Here is a 25892-nt window from a genome sequence, read left to right on the forward strand (position 1 = left end):
ATAGACCGCACACTTCCTTACCGTCATTCCCGCGGAAGCGGGAGGCGACTTTCAACAGCCGAAGGCCGGTCATCCAGCGCCTTTCAACGTTACGGCAACCCCAAAGGCACTGGATTCCCGCCTTCGCGGGAATGACGGTGAGGGATATGAGCGGTACGACCAACCGGGACGGCTCTAAGGCCTGTCCGCCTCATCCCCAAACGGGTTCTCCTCATCCTCGATCCGCTGCAGCTCGCTGCGGGCCTCCTCCGCCAGCATGCAGTAGCGGCGGCGGATGCGCTCGAGGATGGCCTCGTCCAGCTCCTCCAGGTTCAGCAGCGCGTTGTGGGCCTGGGAGCTGCGGATCAGCTCGTCCAGCTTGATGTGCACGGCGGCCGAATCCCGGTTCTGCGTGTTCTGGATCAGGAACACCATCAGGAACGTCACGATGGTGGTGCCGGTGTTGATGACCAGTTGCCAGGTATCCCCGAAGTGGAACATCGGCCCGGTGACCGCCCAGGCCAGCACTACGATCACCGCCAGCACGAAGGCCACCGGCCGACCGGAATAGCGGGCGACGTATTCAGCGAAACGCTGGAAAGCCTTGCGCGTGCTCATGGGAAGGTCTCGGCTGAACGGATGTGTCGGAGCCTCGCCCGCGCCATGTCAGCGCCATGTGGAGGCCGGCCCGCAGGAATTCACCCCGCCGCCCTTGCCCCGCCTCCCCGCTGGTCCAACAATACGCAGATGAACGACCTGTCCCGCTACCCCCATCTGGCGCCCATCGAGACGCCGGCCGACCTGCGCAAAGTGGCTGACGACGACCTTCCGGCCGTCGCCGACGAGCTGCGCCAGTACCTGATTGAAGCCGTGGCCAGCTCTGGCGGCCATTTCGGCGCCGGCCTGGGCGTGGTGGAACTCACGGTGGCCCTGCACCACGTGTTCGACACGCCGCACGACCGCCTGGTGTGGGACGTGGGTCACCAGTGCTATCCGCACAAGATTCTCACCGGGCGTCGCGACCGCATCACCACGATCAAGAAGAAGGACGGCCTGGCGCCGTTCCCGCGTCGTGAGGAAAGCGAGTACGACACGTTCGGCGTGGGCCATTCGTCCACCTCGATCTCGGCGGCGCTCGGCATGGCCATCGCCGCGCAGCGCAAGGGCGACCACCGCAAGGTCGTCGCCGTGATCGGCGACGGCGCGATGACCGCCGGCATGGCCTTCGAAGCACTCAACCACGGCGGCGACGTGGAACCGGACATGCTGGTCGTGTTCAACGACAACGGCATGTCCATCAGCGAGAACGTCGGCGCGCTGACCAAGATGGCCGCGCGAGCCATGTCCAGCCGTCGCTTGAACGCGCTGCGCGAACGCGCGAAGAAGGCGATTCCGCGCCAGTCGTTCTTCGGCCGCTTCTTCAAGCGCTGGGAAGAACATGCCAAGGGCATGATCGTGCCCAGCACGCTGTTCGAGGAACTGGGCTTCCACTACACCGGCCCCATCGACGGCCACGACATGCCGCAGCTGCTCGCTGCGCTGCGCACGGTGAAGGGTTTGCCCGGCCCGCAGCTGCTGCACGTCATCACCACCAAGGGCAAGGGCTACGCGCCGGCCGAACAGGCGCAGATCGAATACCACGCGGTGGGCCCGTTCGATCCGCAGGCCGGCCTGACGAAAAAGTCCGGCCCGTCCAAGCCCACCTATACCGATATTTTCAGCGACTGGCTGTGCGACCAGGCCGCCGCCGACGAGCGCCTGCTGGGCATCACGCCGGCCATGCGCGAAGGCTCCGGCCTGGTGCGTTTCTCCAAGGAATACCCGCAGCGCTACTTCGACGTGGCGATTGCCGAACAGCACGCGGTGACGCTGGCCGCCGGCATGGCGTGCGAAGGCGCCAAGCCGGTGGTGGCGATCTATTCCACCTTCCTGCAGCGCGCGTTCGACCAGGCGATCCACGACGTGTCGATCCAGAACCTGGACGTCACCTTCGCCATCGATCGCGCGGGCGTGGTCGGCCCGGACGGCGCCACGCATTCGGGCAGCTTCGATCTGTCGTACCTGCGCTGCCTGCCGAACATGGTGATCATGGCGCCGGCGGACGAGAACGAGTGCCGCATGATGCTGAGCACGGGCTTCGAGCACCACGGCCCGGCGGCCATTCGCTACCCGCGCGGCACCGGCCCAGGCGTGCCGCTGCAGAAAGAATTGGAAACGCTGCCGATCGGCAAGGCGGAAATGCGTCGCCGCGGCCATGGCCTCGCGCTGCTCAGCTTCGGCGCGATGCTGGCGCCGGCGGCGGAAATCGCGGCTGAAATGGATGCCACGCTGGTCAACATGCGCTTCGTGAAGCCGCTGGACGAGGCGATGATTCTCGAACTTGCGCGCACGCACGATGCGTTCGTCACGCTGGAAGACAACGCCATCGCCGGTGGTGCGGGCAGTGGCGTGGCCGAGTGCCTCGCCGCACATGGCATCGTGAAGCCGATCCTGCATCTGGGCCTGCCGGATGTATACCTCGAACACGGCAGCCGCGAAGAAGTGCTGACCATGGCCGGCCTGGACCTGCCGAGCATCCGCAACGCGATTCGTGCGCGCTTCCCACACATCGGCACGCGTAATCAGGTCACGGCCTGATCGGGGTTCACCGTTGAATCAAGAAGCCGCGCATTGCGCGGCTTTTTCATGCGCGAATCAGGAGCGTGTCCAGGCGCCGCCGCTGACGCGGTCGCGTTCTTCCAGATCCTGCTCGGTAAACACTTGCTCGTAGCCTGCGGCCTCAAGCACGCCGCGCACGGCATCACCCTGGTTCCAACCGTGCTCCATCAGCAACCAGCCGCCCGGCACGAGATGCTCGCGCGCCTGTGCCACGATGCGGCGGATGTCATCGAGCCCGTCGACACCGGACGCAAGTGCGCTGGCGGGTTCGAAGCGCAAATCGCCCTGCCCGAGATGCACGTCATCCGATTCGATGTAAGGCGGGTTGGAGACGACAACGTCGAACGTCTCGCCAGCCAGTGGCGCCAGCCAGTCCCCGTGGAAAAACTGCACGTTGCGAATGCCGTGCTTGACTGCGTTTCGCTCGGCAACGGCGAGCGCTTCCGCGCTGGCGTCGGTAGCGACAATGCCTGCTGTCGGGCATTCGCGCGCCAGGGCCAGCGCAATCGCGCCGCTGCCGGTACCCAAATCCACCACGCGGGATTTGCTGGTCATGCGCGCCAGCGCCAGTTCCACCAGCAACTCGGTTTCGGGACGGGGAATCAGCGTGGCGGGCGTGACCTCCAGCTCCAGCGTCCAGAAGCCGCGGCGACCGGTGATGTAGGCCACCGGTTCGCCATCGCGGCGACGCTGCACGAGCGCGCCATAAGCGTCCAGGTCGGCCGATGCAAGTTCATCGTCGGCGTGCGCGATCAGCCAGCTGCGCGGCTTGTCCAGCACATGGACGAGCAGCAACTCCGCTTCCAGTCGGTCGCCCAATTCGCGCGCCGCCTGCGCGATGGTTTCGCGCACCTCAGCCATGCACGTGATTCCCTTGAAACGATCGACCCGGCATGGCGACTTCCCCGCATGAAGAAGTCACAGTGTAAAGCCATTGACCGCCCTCTCAGGCCGGCGTCGGCGCCAGGTAGTGATGCACGGCCTGCACCACCACGGAACCTTCGCCCACGCTCGACGCCACGCGCTTGACCGACCCGGAACGCACGTCGCCCACCGCAAAAATGCCGGGCTTGGTCGTGGCGTAGGGCGATTCGAGCAAATGACCTTGCGCACAGCGTCCAGTGAGGACGAAACCCTTGGTGTCGAGCGCGAGGCAATCCTTCAGCCAGTCGGTGTTGGGCTCGGCGCCGATCATCACGAACACGTTGCTTACCGGTCGCGCGGTGTATTCGCCGGTTTCGCGCTGCTGCCATGTCACGCGGTGAAGGCGGCCCTCGCCTTCCAGGCCGGTGATCTCGCTGTGCGCATGCAGCGTGATCGACGACGACAGCAGGATGCGTTGCACCAGATAGTCAGACATCGTGGCCGCAAGGCCCGACGAACGCACCAGCACATGCACGTGCGATGCAATGCGCGAGAGGAACACCGCGGCCTGCCCGGCGGAATTGCCGCCGCCCACCACGATGACTTCCTCGTTCTTGCACAACTGGCCTTCCATCGCCGTGCAGGCGTAATGGATGCCGGTGCCCTCGAACTGTTCGTAGCCCGGCACGGACAGCTTGCGGTAGCGCGCACCCGTGGCCACGATCACCGAACGCGCCTGCACGCTCTGGCCATCGTCGAGGAACAGGCGATACGGCTGCACCGAACAATCGATGCCACAGGCCTGTCGCGAAATCGCCAGCCGCGCACCGAACTTTTGCGCCTGGGCCTGCGCGCGGCCGGCCAATGCCTGCCCCGAGATGCCGGTGGGAAAGCCCAGATAGTTTTCGATCTTCGACGAGGTGCCCGCCTGCCCGCCCGGCGCCACGCCTTCCACCACGATGGTGGAGAGGCCTTCGGACGCGGCGTACACCGCGGCGGCAAGACCGGCGGGGCCGGCGCCCGCCACCGCAACGTCGTAGATGAAATCCGGATCGATGGTTTCGGTAAGGCCAAGTTCGTCGGCCAGCTCGGACGTGGTCGGGTTCTGCAGGAAGCAGCGCTCGGGACAGATCACCACCGGCAACTGATCGTGGGTGAGCTGGAAGCACTCGATGAAACCGCCCGCCTCGGGATCGGTTTCCGTGTCGATCAGGCGATGCGGATAACCGTTGCGCACCAGGAAGCGTTCGAGGCGCAGCGTGTCGCCACTGTGCCCTGGGCCTACAAGCACCACGCCGCCAAACCCGGCGCGGATCAAGCCCACGCGCCGCAGGATGAAGGCACGCATGATGATTTCGCTGATATCCGCTTCGGCCGCCACCATGCGACGGAAGTCTTCCGAGCGTACGCGCAGCACACGGCTTTCCATCGCGACACGTGCCGAGGCCATCACCGCACGACGGTTGAACATGTTCATCTCGCCGCTGAACTGGCGTGCCGAGTACATGGTGAACACGTTGACGTGGCCGTGCTTGTCCACGTCGAAGATTTCCACCAGGCCGTCGAGCACCAGGAAGAAATCCACGCCGCGCTGTCCGCGTTCGAACAGCATCGTGCCCGCGGGCACGCTTTCCTCCTGGCCGTACGCTGCAATGCGCCGGACCATGGAAGGATCCAGGCGCGGGAACATCTGCTCCTTGCGATTCATCGGGTCCGTAGGGTCGTAGACGACCTCGGGGGCTGGCGACTGCTCGGACATGCAAGACACCTCGTCACGGGGACGCCCCGGTGGCATGCACCAGGCGCATCCTGAAGTCATTACAGCGGTGGCCGCGGGGAACGCGGCACAACAACGAGCATCGTGCGCCCGCGACCATGTCGCTCGCAAGTCATTGCGGCGACGCCTGCATGGCGCCCGTGATGGACGTGACGAGGCGTTCACGGAACCAGCGATGCGCCTGGTCGGCGTCCTTGGAATCGTGCCAGTACGCCAGGATGGGAATGGCCTTGATGCGGATCGGCAACGGCTGCAACGCGATGGGCAGCAAGGTGGCCAGATGCTCGGCATAGGCGCGTGGCACGGTGACCAGCAGGTCGCTGGCCGCGGCGATCTGGCAGGCGGAAAAGTAGTGCTGCGCCACCATGCGCACTTCACGGAACATGCCGTTCTGGCCCAGCAAGGTGTCCAGTGCACTCGACTCGCCCAGTGGCGAGACAGTGACGTGCTGTGCATCCAAGTAGTCGGCACGCCGCAGCTGTCGCGACAGCGGATGATCGCGCCGCATGGCCACCGCCAGCGTCTCGTTCAACAGGCGTCGGTGCGAGATGTGATCGCCGGCGCGCAAGGGGCGATCCACCGCCAGATCCAGCGCGCCGATGGTCAGTTCGCGTTCCACGTCGTCCGCCGCCACGCGCCGGCTCACGATGCGAACCCCGGGCGCCTCGCGGGCGATGCTGGCCATCAAGCCCGGCAGTGCAATGGATTCCAGGATGTCGCGAAAGCCGATGACGAACTCCATCTGCAGCCGGGAGGCATCGAACATGGCCTGCGCATGCGTGCTGGCCAGCAGCCCCTTCAGGTGCGCCTGCACCGCCGGCATCATCGCGCGCACCTTGTCGGTGGGCAGCAGGCGATTGCCCTGCCGCACGAACAGCGGATCGCCCAGGTGATCCCGCAGACGGCGCAGCGCGTGCGTCACCGCGGGCTGGGTCAGGTGCAGCACGCGGGCGGCGGCACTCACGCCGCCATGCGTGTAAATGGCGTCCAGTACGCGGAACAGGTTCAGGTCGATACGGCTATCGCGTTCCATGGTCATACCCATTCATGCTGCTAATGCACCCCCATAAAGCATATTCATTTCAATTATCGGTTGCCTGAGGCGTACGCTCGACAGGTATTGAGGAGAACCGCCATGGATTTCGCCCCTTCCGAACGCACCCGCGAGCTCACCGAACGCCTCAAACGTTTCATGCGCGAGGAGGTGTTCCCCGCCGAAGCGGTGTACGCCTCTCTGCTCACCGGCGGTGCGGACCACACACAGTGGCGCCAGCCAGTGGTGATGGAGCAACTGAAGGCACGGGCCCGCGACGCCGGCCTGTGGAACCTGTTCCTGCCCGATCTTGAAGGCGGCGCCGGCCTGAGCAACGCGGACTACGCGCCGCTGGCGGAAATCATGGGCCACTCGTTCATCGCGCCGGAGGTGTTCAACTGCAACGCACCCGACACCGGCAACATGGAAGTGCTGCATCGCTATGGTTCGCCGGAACAGCGCGAGCACTGGCTGGAACCGCTGCTGCGCGGCGAGATCCGCTCGGGCTTCGCCATGACCGAACCGGATGTCGCCTCGTCCGACGCCACCAACATGCAGGCGACCGCGACCATCGACGGCGATGACATCGTCCTGAACGGCCGCAAGTGGTGGACCACGGGCCTGGGGCATCCGCACTGCCGTTTCGTGATCTTCATGGGGCTGAGCGACGCGAACGCCGAACCGCACCGGCGCCACAGCATGGTGATCTGCCCGCTCGACACACCGGGCGTGCATGTCGAACGCATGCTGCCGGTATTCCACGACTACGACGAACCGTCGGGACACGGCGAGCTGCGCTTCGACCAGGTTCGCGTACCGGCGTCCAACGTGATCCTGGGAACCGGGCGCGGTTTTGAGATCGCGCAGGGAAGATTGGGACCGGGTCGCGTGCACCATTGCATGCGCGCACTGGGTGCGGCCGAACGTGCGCTGTCATTGCTGTGCAGGCGCGCGCAAGCGCGCGTCGCCTTCGGCCAGCCGCTCATCAAGCTGGGCGGCAACGCGGACATCATCGCCAACCTGCGCATGGCCATCGAACAGGCACGCCTGCTCACGCTGAAAGCCGCGTGGACCCTCGACACGCAAGGCAGCAAGGCCGCGCTCAGCCTGATCTCGCAGATCAAGGTGGTGGTGCCCGCCGTGGCACAGCAGGCCGCCGATGCAGCCATCCAGATTCACGGCGGCGCGGGTCTTACCGACGACTTCCCGCTCGCCCAGCTCTACGCCTATGCGCGCGTGCTGCGACTGGCCGATGGCCCGGACGAAGTGCACCGCGCCGTGGTCGCCAAACTCGAAGCCAAGGCCCAGCTCGCCACGGAGAACCATGCATGACCGCCATTCCGGACCAGGCACGCCCCGTTCGCGACGAAGACGCGTTCGATATGGCGAACGTGGATGCCTTTCTGAAGCAACACATCGACGGCCTGCAAGGCACGCCATCGGTGAAGCAGTTTCCGGGCGGCGCGTCCAACCTCACGTATCTGCTCATCTACGACAATCGCGAGCTGGTATTGCGTCGCCCGCCGCGAGGCGCCAAGGCCAAGTCGGCGCACGACATGATGCGCGAGGCGCGCGTCATGGCTGCCCTGAAGAACAGCTATCACTACGTGCCCGCCATCCTCGCGCGCTGCGACGACGAGAGCATCATCGGGCAGGATTTCTACGTGATGGAGCGCTTGCACGGCACCATTCTTCGCCGTGATCTTCCCGCGGAACTCGGCCTGGAGCGCGACGGCGTACACGCGCTGTGCCTGGGATTCGTCGATCGCCTGATCGAACTGCACCAGGTCGATGCCACGCAGCCCGGGTTGCAGGAACTCGGCCGCGGCGAGGGCTACATCGCACGGCAGGTATCCGGCTGGAACGAGCGCTGGCGACAGGCGGCGACGGAAGGCTCCGACCCTTGCGAAGACGTGATCGCGTGGCTCACCTCCCAGCAACCCGCCAAGGACAACGCCAGCTGCGTTGTCCACAACGACTTCCGCTTCGACAACGTGGTGCTGTCGCCGGACAACCCGCTGACGATCATCGGCGTACTGGACTGGGAACTGGCCACCGTCGGCGATCCGTTGATGGACCTGGGCAGTTCCCTCGCCTACTGGGTGCAGGCCGACGACGATCCGATCTTCCAGTCGTTCCGCCGCCAGCCCACGCACGAGGCCGGCATGCTCACGCGCGGTGAGGTGGTCGCCTATTACGGCGAGCGCACCGGCATGGATGTCTCGCACTGGCGCTTCTATGAAATCTTCGGGCTGTTCCGCCTGATGGTGATCATCCAGCAGATTTACCGCCGCTTTGCGCTGGGCCAGACCACCAACCCGCAGTTCACCGGCTTTGGCGACGCAGCGAAATACATGGGCATGCGCTGCCGCCGCTTGATGGCGCAGGTGTGAGCGTGCGCGAACTGCTGCTCATCCGGCACGGACAGGCGAGCTTCCACGCCGAGGACTACGACCAGTTGTCGCCACTGGGCGAACGGCAGTCCACGCTGCTCGGCGCGTGGCTCCGCGAAGTCGGTGGACGACCTGACCTGGTTGCGATGGGGCCACGATCACGTCATCGCGACACGGCCAGCGCGTGCATGAAGGCAGCGAACGTCGACATCGCGCCCGTGGTGCTGCCCGGACTGGATGAAGTGGATCATCTCGAACTGCTCGCACGCCTGCGCCCTGACCTGGCTGCGCCAGGTGCCTTGCGCGCATCGATGAAGCAGGAAGCCGATCCATTTCGTTCGTTCCAGCGCCTGTTCGTCGATGCTCTCGCCCGCTGGACGAATGGTGCGCATGACGCGGAGTACAGCGTCAGCTGGACGGCATTTCGCCAGGGTGTCATGGACGCGCTCGAACAGCTCGCCGCATCGCCGGCCAGCACCCTCTGGGCATTCACCTCGGGTGGCCCGGTCGCCATCATCGCCACCGCTTTGCTTCGGGCGCCGGAAGCGAAAACCTTCGACCTGAGCTGGTCACTCGTGAACACTGGCGTGACGAGACTGCGGTTAGGCTCGCGCGGCGCCAGTTTGATGACCTATAACGCATGGCCACATCTGGAGCGCGAGCGCGACGAATCGCTCCTGACGTTGCGATGACTGTGACTATAAGTATGTGTCGCGCCACCGCTCAAGCTCGTTATTCCGGCGAAGGCCGGAATCCAGTGCCTTTCGTTTGTGCGTGCCATGGCTCTACTGGTAGAAGCAAAGGCGCTGGATTCCGGCCTTCGCCGGAATGACGAGCAAAAGAAAACCGCACGATTTGCATCCGCTCTCCACAGGACGACCGACTCCATGACGCAACCCACCACCTTCGACCTCACCGGCAAGATCGCCATCGTCACCGGCGCCAGCCGTGGCATTGGCGCCGAGATTGCCAAGTTGCTTGCCGCGCATGGCGCGCATGTCATCGTTTCCAGCCGCAAGCAGGCCGACTGCCAGGCCGTGGTGGATGGCATCGTGGCCGACGGTGGATCGGCCGAGGCCGTTGCATGCCACATCGGCGAGATGGAACAGATCGAATCGCTCTATGCGCAGGTCGAGAAGGCGCATGGCCGCCTGGATATCCTGATCAACAATGCCGCGACGAATCCTTACTTCGGCCATATCACCGACACCGATCTGTCGGTGTTCCAGAAGACGGTGGACGTGAACATCCGCGGCTACTTCTACATGTCCACGCACGGCGCGAAGCTGATGGTGAAGAACGGCGGCGGTTCCATCGTGAATGTCGCGTCCGTCAACGGTGTGGTGCCAGGCTTCCAGCAAGGCATCTATTCGATCACCAAGGCGGCGGTCATCTCGATGACCAAGGCTTTCGCGGTGGAATGCGCCGAACAAGGCGTGCGTTGCAATGCATTGTTGCCGGGCCTGACCGATACCAAGTTTGCGTCGGTACTGGTGAACACGCCGGCCATCCTTAAGCAGGCACTGGCGCATGTACCGATGCGCCGCGTAGCGCAGCCGTCGGAAATGGCGGGCGCCGCACTCTATCTCGCCTCCGATGCCGCCTCGTACACCACGGGCGCGGTGTTGAACGTCGATGGCGGTTATCTCAGCGTCTGATATCAGGGAGCACAGCATGAGTTCAAACCTTTCCCCGCGTGCAGCAGGCAAGCGCGCCTTCATCACGGGTGCTGGTGGCGGCCTGGGTGCGGCGACCGCACGCATGCTTGCGCGGCACGGCGCCAAGGTGTTCCTGACCGATATCGACGCCGATGCGGTAGCCGCCGTGGCGGCCGACATCAACAAGGAGAACGGCGCCACCGTCGCGTGGTCCGCGGTGCAGGATGTGCGCGACGAAGCCACGTGGGAACGCACGCTGGCGGAAGCGGTGAAGGCCATGGGTGGGCTTTCCGTGCTGGTGAACAACGCCGGCACCGGTTCACTTGGCAGCGTGGAACGCGTCGAGCTGAAGGAATGGCATCGCGTGATGGCCGTGAACGTGGACAGCATCATGCTGGGCTGCAAGCATGCCCTGCCCTATCTTCGCGACGCGCAGCCGGCATCCATCGTCAACATTTCCTCGCTCGCCGCCTTCAAGTTCGATCCCGACTACACGGCATACAACACCTCGAAGGCTGCCGTCGCCGCGCTCACCAAATCGGTGGCAATGGATTGCACGCGGCAGAAGATCGATGTGCGCTGCAACTCGATCCACCCGGCTTTCATCCGCACCAATATCGTCAAGTGGTTCTTCGACACGCTCGGTGAAGAGGAAGCCACCAGGAAACTGATCCGCGGCATCCCCATGCATCGCCTCGGCGAACCCGACGACGTGGCGTTCGCCGTGCTTTATCTCGCATCGGACGAAAGCCGTTATGTCACCGCCGCAGAACTCGTCATCGATGGCGGCGCACGCGCCGTCTGATCCGGAGATCACCATGAGCTTTACGAATCGCCAATTGCTGCTGAAAACCCGTCCGGAAGGGCTGGTGAGCCTGGACAACTTCGACCTGCGCGAATCGTCCACGCCGGAGCTGAAAGAGGGACAGGCACTGGTCAAGGTGCTGTACCTGTCGATGGACCCGACCAACCGCGTGTGGATGAGCGACATCCCCCAGTACATGCCACCCGTCGCCATCGGCGAAGTGATGCGCAGCCTTGGCATTGGTCGCGTGGTGGCGTCCAGATCCAAGCACTATGCCGAGGGCGATCTTGTGCAGGGCCTGGTGGGCTGGCAGGACTACGCGCTCATCGAAGAAGGCAAAACGGGCTACTGGGTGAAATTGCCGCCCAAGCCACCCGTCGCACTGCCTACGCTGCTGGGTGCATGCGGCTTCAGTGGCATCACCGCCTACTACGGCCTCACGGAAATCGCGCCCGTGGAAGCCGGTGAAACGCTGGTGGTTTCGGCCGCCGCAGGTTCCGTGGGTTCCATCGCGGGTCAGATCGGCAAGCTGCGCGGTGCGCGCGTGGTGGGAATCGCCGGTGGCGCGGAGAAGTGCCGTCACCTGATCGACGATCTCGGTTTCGATGCCGCCGTCGACTACAAGGCCGACGACTTCAAGCAGAAGCTGGCCGAAGCCACGCCCGATGGCGTGCACGTGAATTTCGAGAACGTCGGCGGACCGGTGATGCGCGCGGTGTTGTCGCGCATGGTCAACGGCGGTCGTGTCGCGCTGTGCGGACTCATCGCCAACTACGCGGGCAGCGGGCGCGCCACGGACGACTACAGCGTCATCATCGTGAAGCGCCTTACCGTGCGCGGTTTCCTTGCGTTCGATTACAAGGATCAGCAGCGCGCCGTGCAGGACCTGGTCGGCTGGGTGATGAGCGGCAAGGTCAAGGCGGGCGAAACCGTGGCCGAAGGCCTGGAGAACGCACCGGCCGTGCTTAATCGCCTGTTCGATGGCAGCCACACGGGCAAGCTGGTGTTGAAGGTGGCTGAAGACTGAGGTTGCATGAGTCGCGCACAGGGTGCGCTCCCACAATATCCGTCAGCACTGTGGGAGCGCACCCTGTGCGCGACTGCCTCAAATGGAAAAAGGCGCCGCGTTTCATCGCGGCGCCTTTTTTTGTTACTCCGTAACCTCAGGTATCGGCGGTGGCTCAATAGCCTTGGGTTGACGCTTCCGCCAGTAGCCGCCGGTGCTCCACGCCTCGAAGCCCCAGCGCAACCAGCCGATCAACGCATTCGCCAGCCAAAGCGCCCACAGCAGCATGGCGATCTTGTAGACCCACACTGAGACGCTGAAGACACCGCCCTGCGGAAGCGCGCTGTCGGTCTTGTCGGCAAACCAGTTGAGTTGCCATGCGGTGGACTGGTAGCCATCCACGTGCATGTCGGGAAGGCCAAGCAGGCCCTTCGGCACGGCAGAAATCAGCACCACGATGGCGATGCCCGTGACGATGGCCAGCGCGACCTGCGCCAGGTTGAAGCTGGCACCGTAGCGCTCGGGCAGCACATGGCGCGCGCGCAGCCCCAGCAGGATCAACCAGATCACCACCAACGCGTAGGCACCCCAGGCGAAGGCGGAGAATCCCAGGCCCAACAACAGCCACTGATGGAACCGCAGCGGCGTGGGCGCATAACGTGCCAGCAACCACGCGGCAATCAGCAGCACGAGCAGCTGCGCCCAGTACAGCACGGCAGGACCCACGCTCGGTCCCCACGTCCACAGCACCCAACGGCTTTCGGGAAGCACGTGATGCAACTGGATGTTGGCTACCGGTGCGTTCAACGAGAATTCCGGGGTACGCGTGGCGAAGGCCACGCCCATCGGCTCGCGCAGACGCAACGTGTACTCGTGGGCTCCAGGCAACAGCGGCAGGCTGAGCTTGTCATCGCGAATGGCCAGGCTCAGTGGAACGCCGTCACGCTTGGCTTCCAGCAGTTCCGCACCCTTCGGCAGACCGATGGCATGCTCTCCGCCACGCGTGCTGCGCGCCTTGAGCGTGAGCGTGGTTTCCGTGGTGCGGTCACCCGCGCGGCTCTCCACCACCACACGATCGAACGCGAGGCTTTCCCCGGTGATGGCCTTGGGCTGCGTCACCGCGATGTGCAGAGTTTCACCGGGAAGCGGCTGGAACTGCAGGCCGTCGAGATCCTGCGTGGAAGGCACACCCCTGGTATCCAGGTGCCACAACGTGGCGGACTGCACGATCCACGTTTCCGCGCGCTCGCCAAGGCCCGGCGCCGACAACGTCAGTGTGTTCGAGCGATCCAGTCGGCTGAGCCAGGTCTTTTCCACCTCGCCGGCATTGAAGGTCACACCGATACGGCCGTCTTGCACACGCGCGTCGTCACCCAGCGGGTGTTCACCCGGCAGCAGCGGCAGATCCAGGCTGAAGCCAGCGTCGCTGGGTGCGATGCGCTGCACCGTGTTGCGCACCGTCCACTCGCTACCCAACACCAGCGTACGCGTCAGCCTGACGTACGGCGGAAACGCCTGCGATGCCGTGGCGAGTGCGCTGCCGTCATCGGCGAGTCGCACACGATTGAAGGTGACGCTGTCGCCGAGCAAGCGACCTTCAGCGACACCATCGGCCTTCCAGCCGCTGCCAGTGAACACCGCGTGTTGCGGTCGCAACGGAAAGTGCAGCGTCGCCGTATCCGCGGAGGTCACGCCGTAGTGCAAGGTGACGCGATGCACACCGCGATCGAGCTTGACCAGCAGATCGCCCGCTACACGCGATAGCGCCACGTCCTTGCCATCCGAACTCACCGATTGCAATGACAGCGCCGCATCGCCCTGCGGCAGGGGAACGGCGACATCGGTGCCTGCGTGGATATCCATATCCACGGACAGCTGGTCGCCCACTGCCTGGAAGGTGGCTTGTGCCACGGTAGCGCAATCGGGAGCGCACTTCGGTGCTTCGATCAGGCGACCATGCAATTGCTCAAGCACGCTGTCAGTGGGCACCGCCTGCGCTTGCGCGCCATGTGGCATCAACGCAAGCACCAGCAGCGCGGCGGCGCCGCCCTTCAGTCGCATGCCGCGCCACTGGCCCTGGAACGCCGGCCACAGGCGCGTCGCCAGCTTGCCGAGCATCGCCACCAGCAGCGCCAGCATGGCCACACGCAACAGGCGAACCAGCCATGCGGGTGCAATCACCAGTCGCGTGGTCTGTTCGGCGGTGATCGGACCCGACCAGCCGAGACGATAGTCGTTGCCCACATCCCAGTGCGGCGTGCCGGGACCGGCCTGGATGATGTTGCGCGTGTCCGGCTCCTGTCCCACGGTGTACGCGGTGCCAGTGACCACAACGGACGATAGCTGCCGTTGCGGCGGGGACTTGGCTTTCGTGTTCGAACGGTAGGAGATTCCCGCCATGATCGAACCATTCGCCTGCATCAAGGGCGGAGCCGGCGGCGCAGGCGCGGCCTCAGGGGCCATCGCATCCTGCGCCGGCGCTGCATGGGTTGATGGCGCTTCTACCATGGCGACCGGTTGCGGCGAAGCCGGCACGTAGTTCTCGTCACCGATGCCTTCGCGGAAATGTCCTTCTTCCAGTTGCGGATGCAAGGCGTATTCCATCTGCGTCGACGCAAACGGCAGCGACCAGAGCACCGAGAGCAACAGCAAGGCAGCGGCGCCCAGTCGCGATGCGAGGCGCAGTCGACCTTCCGGCAACGCACGCATCAACAACGCCAGCGCAAAGGCCACGGCAAGCGTCCAGCGCGGTGCGCCGTCTTCGTGCTGTGCGAGCACAAGGAAACCAAGCGCCACGATGGCCCACGGCCAGCCCAGCAGGCGACCGGCAAGCAGCGCGATCAGTGCGACCACGAACAGGTCGAGCAGGCTCCATTGCGCGATCCACGAATCAGGCGAACGATCCGCACCCGCTGCGCCGATCAAGCGATACCCATACGGCAAGTGCAGCTCGGCATCGATGCTTTCCAGCGGCAACTGCCAGCCGCCGGTCGGCGTGCTGCCGCGTTCGGGCAAGCGCAGGCCGGCTTTCAGGTTCAATTGCGCGTCGCGCAGTTCAACACCGCTGCGGCCGTGTTCGCCTTCCGTCACCAGCAGCGGACGGCCGGATTGCGAAGCGTTCTGCAATTGCCACGGCGCCACCACATCCAGGCGCTGGCTGCGCCGCAGGGTACCGGTCAACGTGTCGGCCGCCGTAAAACCATGGCCGTCGAAATCCAGCCACAGGTGGCGACGCAACGTGAGCTGGTCGCCCTGCCCGCCTTCGCCGCCGCGCGTGCCCTGTTCGATGGTCAGGCCGTGGCCGGCATCGAGTGCGTAAGCGGGAAGCTCGGCCCATTCGTGCGGTACATCGGCCTGCCCGGCGTCGGCAGGCTGGCCTTCCACGCGTGTGCTGCGCAGCGACGGGTCATCGGCGTAACTCCAGATTTCCTGTGCGGGCCAGGGTTCGCCGGGCGGCGTCAAGGCGATCTGCTTGGGCACATCGGTGCTGCGCGCGCCCAGGGTGATGGTCCATTGTCCCGGACGCAGTTGCACCCGCAGGCGACCATCGCTTTCCAGTCGCGCCGGCAGGCTGCCTTCGATGAATGTCGCCACGAAGCCTTTCGGCAGCACCGGTCCCAGCAATTGCTCACGTGACGTGCCAGTCACGTTGAACTGCATCTGCGTCAGCAGATCGGCTGGCAGCCCATCGACCAACCGCCGGAACACGCGGAGCGAAAGCGCATCGGCGGCGCGCTGCGTGGCGGCGGCCTCGCCGAGCGTGAGGTCCTCGCCATTGCGCTCGATGTGCGCCACGGCCTTCCCATCCAGCGTCAAGGCGACGAGCCCGATGGATGCCGGCACGTGCACGCTGGCGGGACGGCTGTCCCACGCCAAGTTGCCGCGCAGTGCGTAGTCGCCTGCTTCGAGCAGCAGCGATGGCTCGCCTTCGTGATCGAGCACGGCCACGGGCTTGGCGTTGGCGGTGACCTGTTGCGGCCAGTCGCGCGCATTGCCCGGCAGCGCGACCCAGCTGCGACCGTCCACGTGCACGTCGAGCGCGAAGCGCGCGCCGTCCTTGCCGGCGTCCAGTGCAAGCCGTCCCGGCCACGCACATTGCCGTTGCAACGTGGTGCCGGTGGATGCCACCAGCACGGGGCACGCGTGCTGTGGCTCGTTGTGCAACACCCAATCCTGCCAATCCTTCAGAGCCGGCGGTACGTCCTGCGCCATCAGCGGCGAGGCGAACAACGCAAGCAGGCACAACCATCCCCACGGACGACGCATGTCTTTCTCCCTGACTACCCGGGTGGGCCGGCCCAGTGTAGGGGCCGGCAGAGGGTGGCCGGAAGGCGCCTCCCTCCGATGTAACGAGGTGGCGCGGCGAATGGGGTTGGAAGGCACAAAAAAAAACCGGGCGACTTTCGTCGCCCGGCCTGGGTCCACTGCCTGGAGCCCTTAAGGAGGCCCTGACCTATTCCACGTAGGCGTCACCGGCTCTGCGAGGGCGCGGATGGGTGCTGTGGCGATGAAGGCAGGCTGGTTGCCTGTCGAATCGACGCGGCACGCAGCTGCCCCCTCGCAGAGCCGGCCCTTGGGGTGAACCCCAGAGCGTGCGCAGGGCGCGAGGCGCGTCTTGCCCAGGCAACCAGCCTGGTCTGCGTCACGCCTCACACCCTGCGCACGCTCTGGGGTCATGCCGCCTACGTGGAATAGATCAGGGCCTCCTTAACTCAACGCAGGATCGCGGCAGCGTCCTGCTTCTGTACCAGTGCGTGGCAGAGCACGGTGGTTTCCGTGGCTTGGGCAAGGCCACGTTCGGCGCCGGTCACCGCCTTCACGCGATCCTTGAAGAACGACTGCAGACGATCTGCTTCATCCTGCGAGCAACCGCCGCCGCCAACGAGTTCGGGCAGGCGACCGCCGGCAAAGCTGCCGGTGCGCTCCACGATCTTGTCGTAGTTGGTGGTGGCCCACTGCCACGAAGCGTCGCGTTCGGTGCGGGTGTAGCGACCGCCATCGAGCAGCATGGCCATCTCGCCGACCTTCACTTTCTTGTCGAGGCCGAAGTTGCGCACTTCGACAGCGAGTGCCGGATCTTCCACTTCGCTCAGGCCATCGAGCATGGCGTTGCGCAGGGCCGGATCGCTGGTCTGGGGGAGTTCGGCGATGAGCGCATCGACCGCGCTCTTGCCACGCTCCTGCACGGCCACGCCCAGCGCGGTGCCGAGCAGGTCGCGGTCGGCGTCGGCAGTGCCCAGATCCAGGCGTCCATCTGCCTTGTGCTTGAGTGCGGCATCACCCTGCTTGAGGAGTTCGGCACGCACTTCCGGCACCTTCACGACCAGCGCCAGTTCGTCAGCCAGCGTCACACGCAGCAACGAATCGCTGTCCGCTTCGTTGGGCTTGCGGTGATAGCCGAGCTGCTGCATGCGCGGCAGGTATGCCGCCTTCGCCCACGCATCCAGCTTGGCGCGCTGCGCGTCGGTCTGCGCGAGGTTGCGGCGAATCCAGTTGAAGCTGCCCAGCGGCGCGATGGCCACTTCGCGCGTCTTGGACGAGGTCAGCGGCTTCAGCGCAGCGAGCACGTCACCAGCATCGATATCGCCGTGCTTGAAGCTCGCGTACACGGCGTCGGCGTAGGCGAGCTGCTCGGCGTCATCGAGCGTATTCACCTGCTTGCCGAGGTTGGCGAGATCCTTCTTCGCCATGGCAAAGCGGTAGTAGCCCGTACCGTTGGCGTTGGGCAGCACCCAGGTGTTCTTGCTGGCGCCATCGAGCACCATGGAACCGGTGGTCTGATCGAGCAGTTCGCAGCTCACCTTGCTGCCGCTGGCTGTGCCGTAACGCACGCACATCGGCACGCCCCACACCTGGCTCGCGTTGCCCTTGCTGCCAACCGGCAGATAGCGGCTCTGGCTGAGCTTGAGCACGGTCTTGCCGTTCTCCTGCGCCAGCTCGGTCTGCACGTACGGCACGCCCGGCTGGTTGAGGAAGCTCTTGAACGCCTGCTTGAAGTTGTCGCCCTTGTCGGCGGCCTTGGCGATGGCGTCGATCAGGTCATCGGCAGTGGCGTTGCCGAACTTGTGATCCTGGATGTACGAGCGCATGCCCTTCTGGAACGTGGCCTCGCCCACGTAGCCTTCGAACATGCCCAGCACCGCCGCACCCTTCTGGTAGGTGATGCTGTCGAACGCGGTCTCGATGTCGCCGTTGCCGGTGATCGGCTGACGGATCTTGCGCGTGGTGACAAGGCTGTCGCCGTTCATCGCACCCTGCGCACCGCGCACGCGATCGAGATCGGCGCGGTATTCCGGGTGCACCTTCTGCGTCACCTTCTGCTGCATCCAGGTGGCGAAGGCTTCGTTGAGCCACAGGTCGTCCCACCACGCGAGCGTGACCGTGTCGCCGGTCCACTGATGCGCCAGCTCATGCGCGGTGACGTTGAACGAACCACGCACGTAGTTGGCCGGGGAATCGGGATCGATCAGCAGCAGCCAGTCGCGGAACGTGACCAGGCCCGGGTTTTCCATGGCGCCCGCGGAGAAGTCCGGCGCGGCGAGCAGGTCGAGCTTGTCCCACGGATAGCCGAAGCCGTAGTAGTCCTCCAGCGTGTGGATGATGCTCGGCGTTTCGCTCAGCACGTGCTGCATGCGGTGGCCTTCGCCCTTGGCGGCGACGCCGCGCAATTCGAGTGCATCGGCGCGATAGGTGGTCGGCGAAATGTCCGGGCCCTTCACCACATCCCACGGACCCACGCCGAACGCAACGAGGTACGTCGGCAGCGGCTTGGTGGTGGAGAAGGTGAGCTTCTTCCAACCGTCGCCGACCTTTTCTTCCTTCACCTGCTTGGTGTTCGCCACGCCGACTTCATCGTTCGGAATGGTCAGGCGGATGTCGAACGGCGTCTTGAAGCCGGGCTCGTCGAAGCCGGGGAACGCGAAGCGCGCGCTGATGGGTTCCATCTGCGTCATCGCATACGGCTGGCCTTCGTGGCTGACCTTGTACAGGCCCTGCAGCTGCTGGTTGAGCGGCGCGGTGTAAACAAATGTGAGCGTCAGTTCCTGCGGCTTCAGCGTGCTGCCGAAATCGATGCGCACCACGCCTTCCTGCGGCGCCACCTCCACGTACTTGGCGGCGTGCGCCTTGCCGGCGGCATCCGTCACGCTGACCTTGCCCACCTTCAGCTCGCGGCCGTGCAGCCACAGGTGATCCGACGCCTGGGTCAGCTTCACCTTGATCACGGTGGTGCCCGAAAAATCCTGCTGGCGCGGGTCGACCTTGAAGTCGAGCTGGTAAGACTCCGGCTGGGCCCAGCCCGGCAGTCGGCCGTGCGGCTGGTCATCGGCTGCCGGGGCGGCCAGGGCGGCTCCGCAGCAGGCTGCGAGGGCGGTAAGAACGAGAGGACGAACGAAACGGCGCATGCGCGAAGGGCTCCCCGTGGGCAAGACAAACCACGAAGCTAGGCGCTGGCATGACTTTGGACACAGTGCCAGAAGGCATGGCCGGGGCCGCCCCCCGGAAACAAACCAACTTCTTGCGAAGGCCCCGGGACAGCTTGTTATAGTCGTGAGAAATTTCTGGCACGGGCGGCCCGATGAAGGATTTTGCGCAACACCACCCATCACGCCCCTCCCCCCGCATGCCCCGCGTGGCCGTGCTGGAAGACGACGCGGACCTGCGCGACGACATCCTGGTGCCGGGCCTGCGCGACTACGGCTTCGACATTACCGGTGCCGGCACGGCGGCCGAACTCTATCGCCACATGCTTCGCCAACCGTTCGACATGGTGGTGCTGGATATCGGCCTGCCCGACGAAGATGGACTGAGCGTGGTGCGCCATCTGCGCGAACTGTCGGACCTGGGCATCGTGATGTTGACCGGTCAGCGCACCCGCGAGGACCGCATCAAGGCGCTCGGCGATGGCGCCGACGCGTTCCTTGCCAAGCCCGCCGACGTGGAGGTGCTGGCCGCCACATTGCACAGCCTTTCGCGCCGGTTGCAGGGACGCAACACGTCGGCACCCACCGCGTCGTCATCGCCCGCGCCGAAGCCGCAGGGCAGCTGGCGTCTCGATACGGATGGCTGGTGCCTGGTGTCGCCTTCGGGCGTGGTGGTGGCACTGACGGTGCCCGAGCGCAGCGTGCTCCACATCCTCGTATCGCGCGCCGGCACGCCGGTGGGGCGCGAAGCCCTGATCGCCGGGTTGACCGAAGACGTCTACGATTTCGACCCGCATCGCCTGGACATGGTGATCCATCGCCTGCGACGCAAAATCAGCGAGCAGACCGGTGAATCCGTGCCGCTGGTCACCGCACGTGGCGCGGGTTATCTCTTCGTGACTGACTCGCCGCACTGAGGCGGACGGTCACGCCGGCAGCGGCATCATCGACACGGCGGCCAGATCCTTGCGCGGCAACCGGATGTGGAACGTGGTGCCGAAACCGATGGCGCTTCTCACATCGACCTGCCCGCCCGCGGCGTAAACCAGATCCTTCACCACGGCCAGCCCGAGACCGGTACCGCTTTCCGCAGGCTTGGTGGTGAAGAAGGCTTCGAACACGCGCGACGACACGTCGTCGCTCATGCCGGTGCCGTTGTCCGACAGCACCACTTCCACGTGCTCCGCATCGCCCTGCACGGCCATCATGAAGTTTCCGCCGAGCGGCATGGCGTCGCGCGCGTTGGCCGCCATGCTGAGCACCACCAGCTCGAACTGCGTGCGGTCGAAGCGAATGGCGTGCGGCGTATTGGCTGGTGACAGCTGCACGCGCACATTGGTGTCGAACAGCTGGCAGACCATGGGCAACAGTTCGCGCAATGCCTCGCTTGCGTCGAACACTTCCAGCTGGGTGGCTTCCTGCCGACTGAAGCCCAACAGGCGACGCGTGATGCTCATGCCGCGCGTTGCCGCCTTCTCCACGCCTTGCAGCGCCGTGAGCAACGCGCCGGTGCCACTGTCGGCCAACCGTTCGCGTCGCTGCGCGTAGCCAAGGATCACCCCGAGCACGTTGGAAAAGTCGTGGGCGACGCCGCCCGCCACGCGTCCCACGGTCTGCAGCTTCTGGGCGTGGATCAACAACTGCTGGGCGCGCGCACGATCGTCCATCTCGCGGCGCAACCGCTCGTTGACGATCTGCAGCAACTGCCCGCGCGCATTGGATTCGGCCAGGCTTTCGCGCAACGCGTCGATGGTGCGGTCAAGCACGAAAGCCACCACGGCATAGCTCATCGCCATGGACACTTTCTTGCCGATGGGAATATCCAGCGGCCCACTGCCCCACTGGTGGTAGATGTCGGCAACGGTGCCCAGCGCAAACACCACCATCAGCAGGCCGTAGACGGTCCACAGCGTGCGACGCCCAAGCACCAGGCCGCCCAGGCCCAGCAGCAACAACGGGAAAGGATCGTTGGAAAGCCGGTCCAGGCCGATCAGCGAATAGGCCCAGGCGGCGGAGAACAGCATCACGCCGATGTACATCTTCACCGCCGGCCGGAACGCACCCCGGCGGATGAGGAAGATGCCGAACCAGGCGGCCCCCATCATCAGCACGTCGGTCAGCATGTCCGTGATCAGCCCGGGCACGCTCATGCTGTGCCGGAACGAGGTGAAAAACAGGTGCACCACCTTGTTGATGGGCATCAGCGTGCCCATGGCAAGCAGCAACAGTTGCACGAACGGCGCATTGCGCCGGTCCACCGGATCTTCCACGGGAACCCGTGCCAGCCAGGCACCGACCGCGCTCATCGTCTTTCGGATCACGCGCTCTCCCCAGGTCGCCTGCGTCCACCCGCAAGTTTTCGCATGCCTTGGCGCCGTGAGCAAGCGTGAATTTCGGTGAGGTTGCCTAACACCACGAAACGTCACGTGGAAAAGCGTGCGTGACTGCACATATGGCCGTGACCAATGCTTGGCCTTGACGATCCATCGACGCAAGACGTCTAGACGTCCAAACATGACCGATCGGCTGGGGAGCCGTCCGGTGATGCGTACCGCCATGTGAACGAGCTGGCGCCCGGCGCCAACCATCGATTCATCATTCATCGGGGAGTTTTTCGTGAACAAGATCCACAGCAAGATCTGGAGCAAGTCGCTCCAGCGGCTCGTTGTTGCCTCTGAATTGGCCAAGTCCGACGGCAAGGGACGCGCAAGCCGTCGCGCACGGGCCGCCCTGGCTTGCGGCATGGCCCTTGCCACGCCACTGATGGCGCAGGCGACCGACGCCGGGACGTCCCCCACCACACAGACCGGCGGCATTTCGTGGATGCGTGCGCTCTCCGCGCCCATGGCGACGAATGTGCCGCTCGGCAGCGGCTTCTTCCAAGCAACCGGCCAGGCGGATGGCTCCGACGACGCGAAGGCCACCGGCAACACCGCCACGGCCGCCGGCGCGATGGCCACAGCGCTCGGCGACGACAGCACCGCGCTTGGCGCGCGCAGCCTGGCCTTGGGCACGACATCGATTGCACTGGGCGCCGACAGCCTCGCCGTGGCCGACCAGAGCGTGGCGCTGGGCGCCAGCAGCAATGCCAATGGCGTGCAGTCCACCGCCGTCGGCAACCAGAGCTATGCGCAGGGCGACTACAGCACCTCCATCGGCGGCGGCAGTTTCGCGATGTCCACGGGCGCCACCGCCGTCGGCAACGGCGCAAATGCCACCGGGCAGTTCAGCAACGCGTTGGGCTACGGCAGCGTGGCCAGCGGTAACAACAGCACGGCCACGGGCACGTCTGCGCAGGCTACTGGCGCATCAAGCGTGGCCAATGGCTACAACAGCACATCGGCGGGCGCCAACAGCGTGGCCGTCGGCGTGAACACCACCGCATCCGGCGCCAGCAACGTGGCCATCGGCTCGGGTGTCGTCACGAATGCTGGTGGCGCCACCAGCGTCGGTGCGGCCAGCACGGCGCTGGGCCTCGACAGCGCCGCCTTTGGCGCAAGCGCAGCCGCCAAGGCCGCATTCGCCACGGCAGTTGGCAGCAACAGCTGGGCTACGGGCACACAGAGCAGCGCATTCGGTTTCAGCAGCACGGCGCAAGGCTTGTACGCCACCGCCTTGGGCACGGGCAGCTTCGCGGACATACTGGGTACGGCCACCGGCACTTACAGCTACGCGAACGGCGCGTCCACTGCGATTGGCTACAGCGCGGTTGCTGGCGCCCAGATCACGGACAGCTCGGGCACGGTGATTGGCGCCAACGTGGGTACCGCCGTGGGCGCCAGTGCGGCATCCACCGGCAACAGCAGCGTAGCGCTTGGCTCGAACACGCTTGCCGGCAAGGACTATTACACCGTCAGCAACGCCGACTACACCACGGCTGTCGGTGCGGAAGCGTGGGCCACCGAAGACGGTGCCACCGTCGTCGGCTACAACAGCTACGCACAGGCGCAGAACAGCACCGTGCTTGGCAGCAATGCATGGACGACGAAGGACGCGACCAACAGCGTGGCGATTGGCGCGGGTTCGCTGGCTGATCGCGCGAACACGGTGTCGGTCGGTGCATCCGCCGACTGGACCGATGCGGCAGGCGTGGTGCATCCCGCCACCAGCCGGCAGATCACCAATGTCGCCGCGGGTACCGAAGATACCGATGCGGTGAATGTCGCGCAGTTCAACGCCGTGGGCCGCTATGTGAAGGTCAACGGCACCGGCGACGGTTCGGACGATGCGCTCGCCAGCGGCGCCTATTCGACGGCCATCGGCTCGGGCGCCGCAACGTACAACGACGGCGGCACGGTCGTCGGCACGGGCGCGGTGAGCCTTGGCCTGTATGGCACGGCCATGGGTTATGGCGCACTCGCGATGGGCGATCATTCTTCGGCCTATGGCGAGAACGCGCAGGCCTTTGGCGCCTCTTCCGTTGCTGTTGGCAGCAACAGCCTCGTGAATGACGACACCGGCACCGCCATTGGTGCCAATGCGCAGTCGTACAACGGCGGCGTGGCGCTGGGCTACAACGCCATCAACAACGCCGGCAACGGCGTGGCCATTGGCAATAGCAGCCAGGCCAATGGTGCGCTGAGTGTTTCCATCGGTGCCGGCGCACTGACAAATGGCCCGTTCTCCGTCGCGATGGGTACGTTCGCCGAAGCAGACGGCTGGCAGTCCAGTGCCTTCGGTTCGGGCGCCTATGCACAGGCGTGGGGAAGCACCGCCATGGGCTCCAATGCCTTTGCGTCCGGCGGCTATTCCACTGCGATTGGCTATCTGTCCACCGCCTCCGGCCAGGCCTGCGTCGCCATCGGCGGCACGACCAGCTTCTTCGGCGGTGGCGCCAGCGCGTCGGGTGCACTTTCCACCGCAGTGGGCGGTGGCACCTACGCGACCGGCGCCAACAGCACCACGCTGGGTGCGAACGCGCTCGCGGGTGCAGATGCCAACACCACCACCAACGGTGACTACACCACCGCACTCGGTTCGGAAGCGTGGGCCACTGAAGATGGCGCCACCGTCGTGGGCTACAACAGCTACGCACAGGCAGTGAACAGCACGGTGATCGGCAGCAATGCGTGGACCACGAAGGACGCCACCAACAGCGTCGCGCTCGGCGCCGGTTCGCTGGCGGATCGCGCGAACAGCGTGTCGGTCGGCGCATCGGCCGACTGGATCGATGCCGCCGGCGTGGTGCATTCGGCCATCGATCGCCAGATCACCAACGTGGCCGCGGGCACACAGGACACCGATGCGGTGAACGTGGCGCAGCTCAACAGCGTGGTGAACCAGGCCGCCGGCACGGCAAGTCACTATTTCCAGGTCACCGGTACCGGCGCTGGCGATGGCGATGGTTCGGACGATGCACTCGCCGCTGGCGATCTTTCGCTGGCCGCAGGCTCGGGCGCGGCGACGTATGCCACGGGCGGCACCGCCGTGGGCACGGGCGCGGTGAGCGTTGGCCTGTACGGCACGGCGATGGGTTATGGCGCGCTCGCCATGGGCGATCACTCGTCAGCCTATGGCGAGAACGCGCAGGCCTTTGGCGCCTCTTCCGTTGCTGTTGGCAGCAACAGCCTTGTGAATGACGACACCGGCACCGCCATTGGTGCCAATGCGCAGTCGTACAACGGCGGCGTGGCGCTGGGCTACAACGCCATCAACAACGCCGGCAACGGCGTGGCCATTGGCAATAGCAGCCAGGCCAATGGTGCGCTGAGTGTTTCCATCGGTGCCGGCGCACTGACAAATGGCCCGTTCTCCGTCGCGATGGGTACGTTCGCCGAAGCAGACGGCTGGCAGTCCAGTGCCTTCGGTTCGGGCGCCTATGCACAGGCGTGGGGAAGCACCGCCATGGGTTCCAATGCCTTTGCGTCCGGCGGCTATTCCACTGCGATTGGCTATCTGTCCACCGCCTCCGGCCAGGCCAGCGTCGCCATCGGCGGCACGACCAGCTTCTTCGGCGGGGGCGCCAGCGCGTCGGGTGCACTTTCCACCGCAGTGGGCGGTGGCACCTACGCGACCGGCGCCAACAGCACCACGCTGGGTGCGAACGCGCTCGCGGGTGCAGATGCCAACACCACCACCAACGGTGACTACACCACCGCACTCGGTTCGGAAGCGTGGGCCACTGAAGATGGCGCCACGGTCGTGGGCTACAACAGCTACGCACAGGCAGTGAACCGCACGGTGATCGGCAGCAATGCGTGGACCACGAAGGGCGCCACCAACAGCGTCGCGCTCGGCGCCGGTTCGCTGGCGGCTCGCGCGAACAGCGTGTCGGTCGGCGCATCGGCCGACTGGACGG

At 65.3% G+C, this 25892-nt stretch carries 16 protein-coding genes; 9 read left to right on the forward strand and 7 right to left on the reverse strand.

The genetic code is table 11. The annotated features are described in order from the left end of the window. Positions 1–174: 174 nt before the first annotated feature. Positions 175–597 carry a low affinity iron permease family protein gene (locus tag DK366_RS03245; protein WP_109124080.1) on the reverse strand — a complete coding sequence of 141 codons (423 nt, stop codon included), beginning with the start codon at positions 595–597 and terminating at the stop codon, positions 175–177. Between the two features lie 129 nt (positions 598–726). Between DK366_RS03245 and dxs the strand changes: the two genes are divergently transcribed. Then, entirely contained in the window at positions 727–2616 is a 1890-nt protein-coding gene (dxs, locus tag DK366_RS03250; protein ID WP_109124081.1) for a 1-deoxy-D-xylulose-5-phosphate synthase, read from the forward strand. A 57-nt stretch (positions 2617–2673) separates the two neighbouring features. On the opposite strand, the gene prmC is transcribed toward dxs, so the two are convergent. From prmC to DK366_RS03265, 3 genes are all read right to left on the reverse strand, one after another. Beyond that, positions 2674–3498, reverse strand: coding sequence for a peptide chain release factor N(5)-glutamine methyltransferase (gene prmC, locus DK366_RS03255; protein ID WP_109124082.1), 825 nt, complete (start codon positions 3496–3498; stop codon positions 2674–2676). A gap of 85 nt (positions 3499–3583) precedes the next feature. Further along, a complete protein-coding gene (locus tag DK366_RS03260) occupies positions 3584–5260 on the reverse strand; it encodes a cyclic nucleotide-binding domain-containing thioredoxin-disulfide reductase (protein WP_109124083.1) in 1677 nt (558 codons plus the stop codon). A gap of 130 nt (positions 5261–5390) precedes the next feature. Beyond that, a complete protein-coding gene (locus DK366_RS03265) occupies positions 5391–6317 on the reverse strand; it encodes a LysR family transcriptional regulator (protein WP_232820886.1) in 927 nt (308 codons plus the stop codon). Positions 6318–6413: 96 nt separating this feature from the next. On the opposite strand from DK366_RS03265, the gene DK366_RS03270 reads away from it, so the two are divergent. The 6 genes from DK366_RS03270 (at position 6414) to DK366_RS03295 (ending at position 12194) form a co-directional block, all read left to right on the forward strand. Beyond that, the gene (locus DK366_RS03270; protein ID WP_109124084.1) at positions 6414–7643 is read left to right on the forward strand and encodes an acyl-CoA dehydrogenase family protein; all 1230 of its coding nucleotides are present in this window, start codon (positions 6414–6416) and stop codon (positions 7641–7643) included. Next, a complete protein-coding gene (locus DK366_RS03275) occupies positions 7640–8704 on the forward strand; it encodes a phosphotransferase family protein (RefSeq protein WP_109124085.1) in 1065 nt (354 codons plus the stop codon). Before DK366_RS03270 ends, DK366_RS03275 begins: the two co-directional genes overlap by 4 nt. A gap of 2 nt (positions 8705–8706) precedes the next feature. Continuing rightward, positions 8707–9396, forward strand: coding sequence for a histidine phosphatase family protein (locus DK366_RS03280; RefSeq protein WP_109124273.1), 690 nt, complete (start codon positions 8707–8709; stop codon positions 9394–9396). A 195-nt stretch (positions 9397–9591) separates the two neighbouring features. Continuing rightward, positions 9592–10362, forward strand: a complete 771-nt coding sequence (locus DK366_RS03285) for an SDR family oxidoreductase (protein ID WP_109124086.1) — start codon at positions 9592–9594, stop codon at positions 10360–10362. 16 nt (positions 10363–10378) lie between these two features. Then, positions 10379–11167, forward strand: coding sequence for an SDR family oxidoreductase (locus DK366_RS03290; protein WP_109124087.1), 789 nt, complete (start codon positions 10379–10381; stop codon positions 11165–11167). A 13-nt stretch (positions 11168–11180) separates the two neighbouring features. Next, positions 11181–12194: an NADP-dependent oxidoreductase gene (locus DK366_RS03295; RefSeq protein WP_109124274.1), complete on the forward strand. Its 1014-nt coding sequence runs from the start codon at positions 11181–11183 to the stop codon at positions 12192–12194. A 123-nt stretch (positions 12195–12317) separates the two neighbouring features. Here the strand turns inward: DK366_RS03295 and DK366_RS03300 are convergent, their stop codons facing one another. Then, the gene (locus tag DK366_RS03300) at positions 12318–16439 is read right to left on the reverse strand and encodes a hypothetical protein (protein WP_109124088.1); all 4122 of its coding nucleotides are present in this window, start codon (positions 16437–16439) and stop codon (positions 12318–12320) included. A 446-nt stretch (positions 16440–16885) separates the two neighbouring features. Next, positions 16886–19576 (reverse strand): M1 family metallopeptidase, encoded by a 2691-nt coding sequence (locus DK366_RS03305; protein WP_109124089.1) that lies wholly within the window; start codon positions 19574–19576, stop codon positions 16886–16888. A gap of 218 nt (positions 19577–19794) precedes the next feature. Between DK366_RS03305 and DK366_RS03310 the strand changes: the two genes are divergently transcribed. Continuing rightward, entirely contained in the window at positions 19795–20511 is a 717-nt protein-coding gene (locus DK366_RS03310) for a response regulator transcription factor (protein WP_109124090.1), read from the forward strand. A gap of 9 nt (positions 20512–20520) precedes the next feature. Here DK366_RS03310 and DK366_RS03315 read toward each other — a convergent pair whose 3' ends face one another. Continuing rightward, complete coding sequence (locus DK366_RS03315; protein ID WP_157956436.1) at positions 20521–21915, reverse strand: ATP-binding protein; 1395 nt, start codon at positions 21913–21915, stop codon at positions 20521–20523. 295 nt (positions 21916–22210) lie between these two features. Here DK366_RS03315 and DK366_RS21365 point away from each other — a divergent pair. Further along, positions 22211–25892, forward strand: a 3682-nt coding sequence (locus DK366_RS21365; RefSeq protein WP_255412539.1) for an ESPR-type extended signal peptide-containing protein, incomplete at its 3' end; no start/stop codon positions are given.

The sequence above is a fragment of the Dyella sp. C11 genome (genome assembly GCF_003121485.1).
Lineage (GTDB): Bacteria > Pseudomonadota > Gammaproteobacteria > Xanthomonadales > Rhodanobacteraceae > Dyella.

What these genes read in the sequence shown, in the direction of transcription:
- DK366_RS03300 (WP_109124088.1), bottom strand. Translation starts at nt 16,439, where the DNA reads ATGCGTCGTCCGTGGGGATGGTTGTGCCTGCTTGCGTTGTTCGCCTCG.
- dxs (WP_109124081.1), top strand. Translation starts at nt 727, where the DNA reads ATGAACGACCTGTCCCGCTACCCCCATCTGGCGCCCATCGAGACGCCG.
- DK366_RS03270 (WP_109124084.1), top strand. Translation starts at nt 6,414, where the DNA reads ATGGATTTCGCCCCTTCCGAACGCACCCGCGAGCTCACCGAACGCCTC.
- DK366_RS03245 (WP_109124080.1), bottom strand. Translation starts at nt 597, where the DNA reads ATGAGCACGCGCAAGGCTTTCCAGCGTTTCGCTGAATACGTCGCCCGC.
- DK366_RS03295 (WP_109124274.1), top strand. Translation starts at nt 11,181, where the DNA reads ATGAGCTTTACGAATCGCCAATTGCTGCTGAAAACCCGTCCGGAAGGG.
- DK366_RS03265 (WP_232820886.1), bottom strand. Translation starts at nt 6,317, where the DNA reads ATGACCATGGAACGCGATAGCCGTATCGACCTGAACCTGTTCCGCGTA.
- DK366_RS03310 (WP_109124090.1), top strand. Translation starts at nt 19,795, where the DNA reads ATGCCCCGCGTGGCCGTGCTGGAAGACGACGCGGACCTGCGCGACGAC.
- DK366_RS03305 (WP_109124089.1), bottom strand. Translation starts at nt 19,576, where the DNA reads ATGCGCCGTTTCGTTCGTCCTCTCGTTCTTACCGCCCTCGCAGCCTGC.
- DK366_RS03285 (WP_109124086.1), top strand. Translation starts at nt 9,592, where the DNA reads ATGACGCAACCCACCACCTTCGACCTCACCGGCAAGATCGCCATCGTC.
- DK366_RS03290 (WP_109124087.1), top strand. Translation starts at nt 10,379, where the DNA reads ATGAGTTCAAACCTTTCCCCGCGTGCAGCAGGCAAGCGCGCCTTCATC.
- prmC (WP_109124082.1), bottom strand. Translation starts at nt 3,498, where the DNA reads ATGGCTGAGGTGCGCGAAACCATCGCGCAGGCGGCGCGCGAATTGGGC.
- DK366_RS03275 (WP_109124085.1), top strand. Translation starts at nt 7,640, where the DNA reads ATGACCGCCATTCCGGACCAGGCACGCCCCGTTCGCGACGAAGACGCG.
- DK366_RS03260 (WP_109124083.1), bottom strand. Translation starts at nt 5,260, where the DNA reads ATGTCCGAGCAGTCGCCAGCCCCCGAGGTCGTCTACGACCCTACGGAC.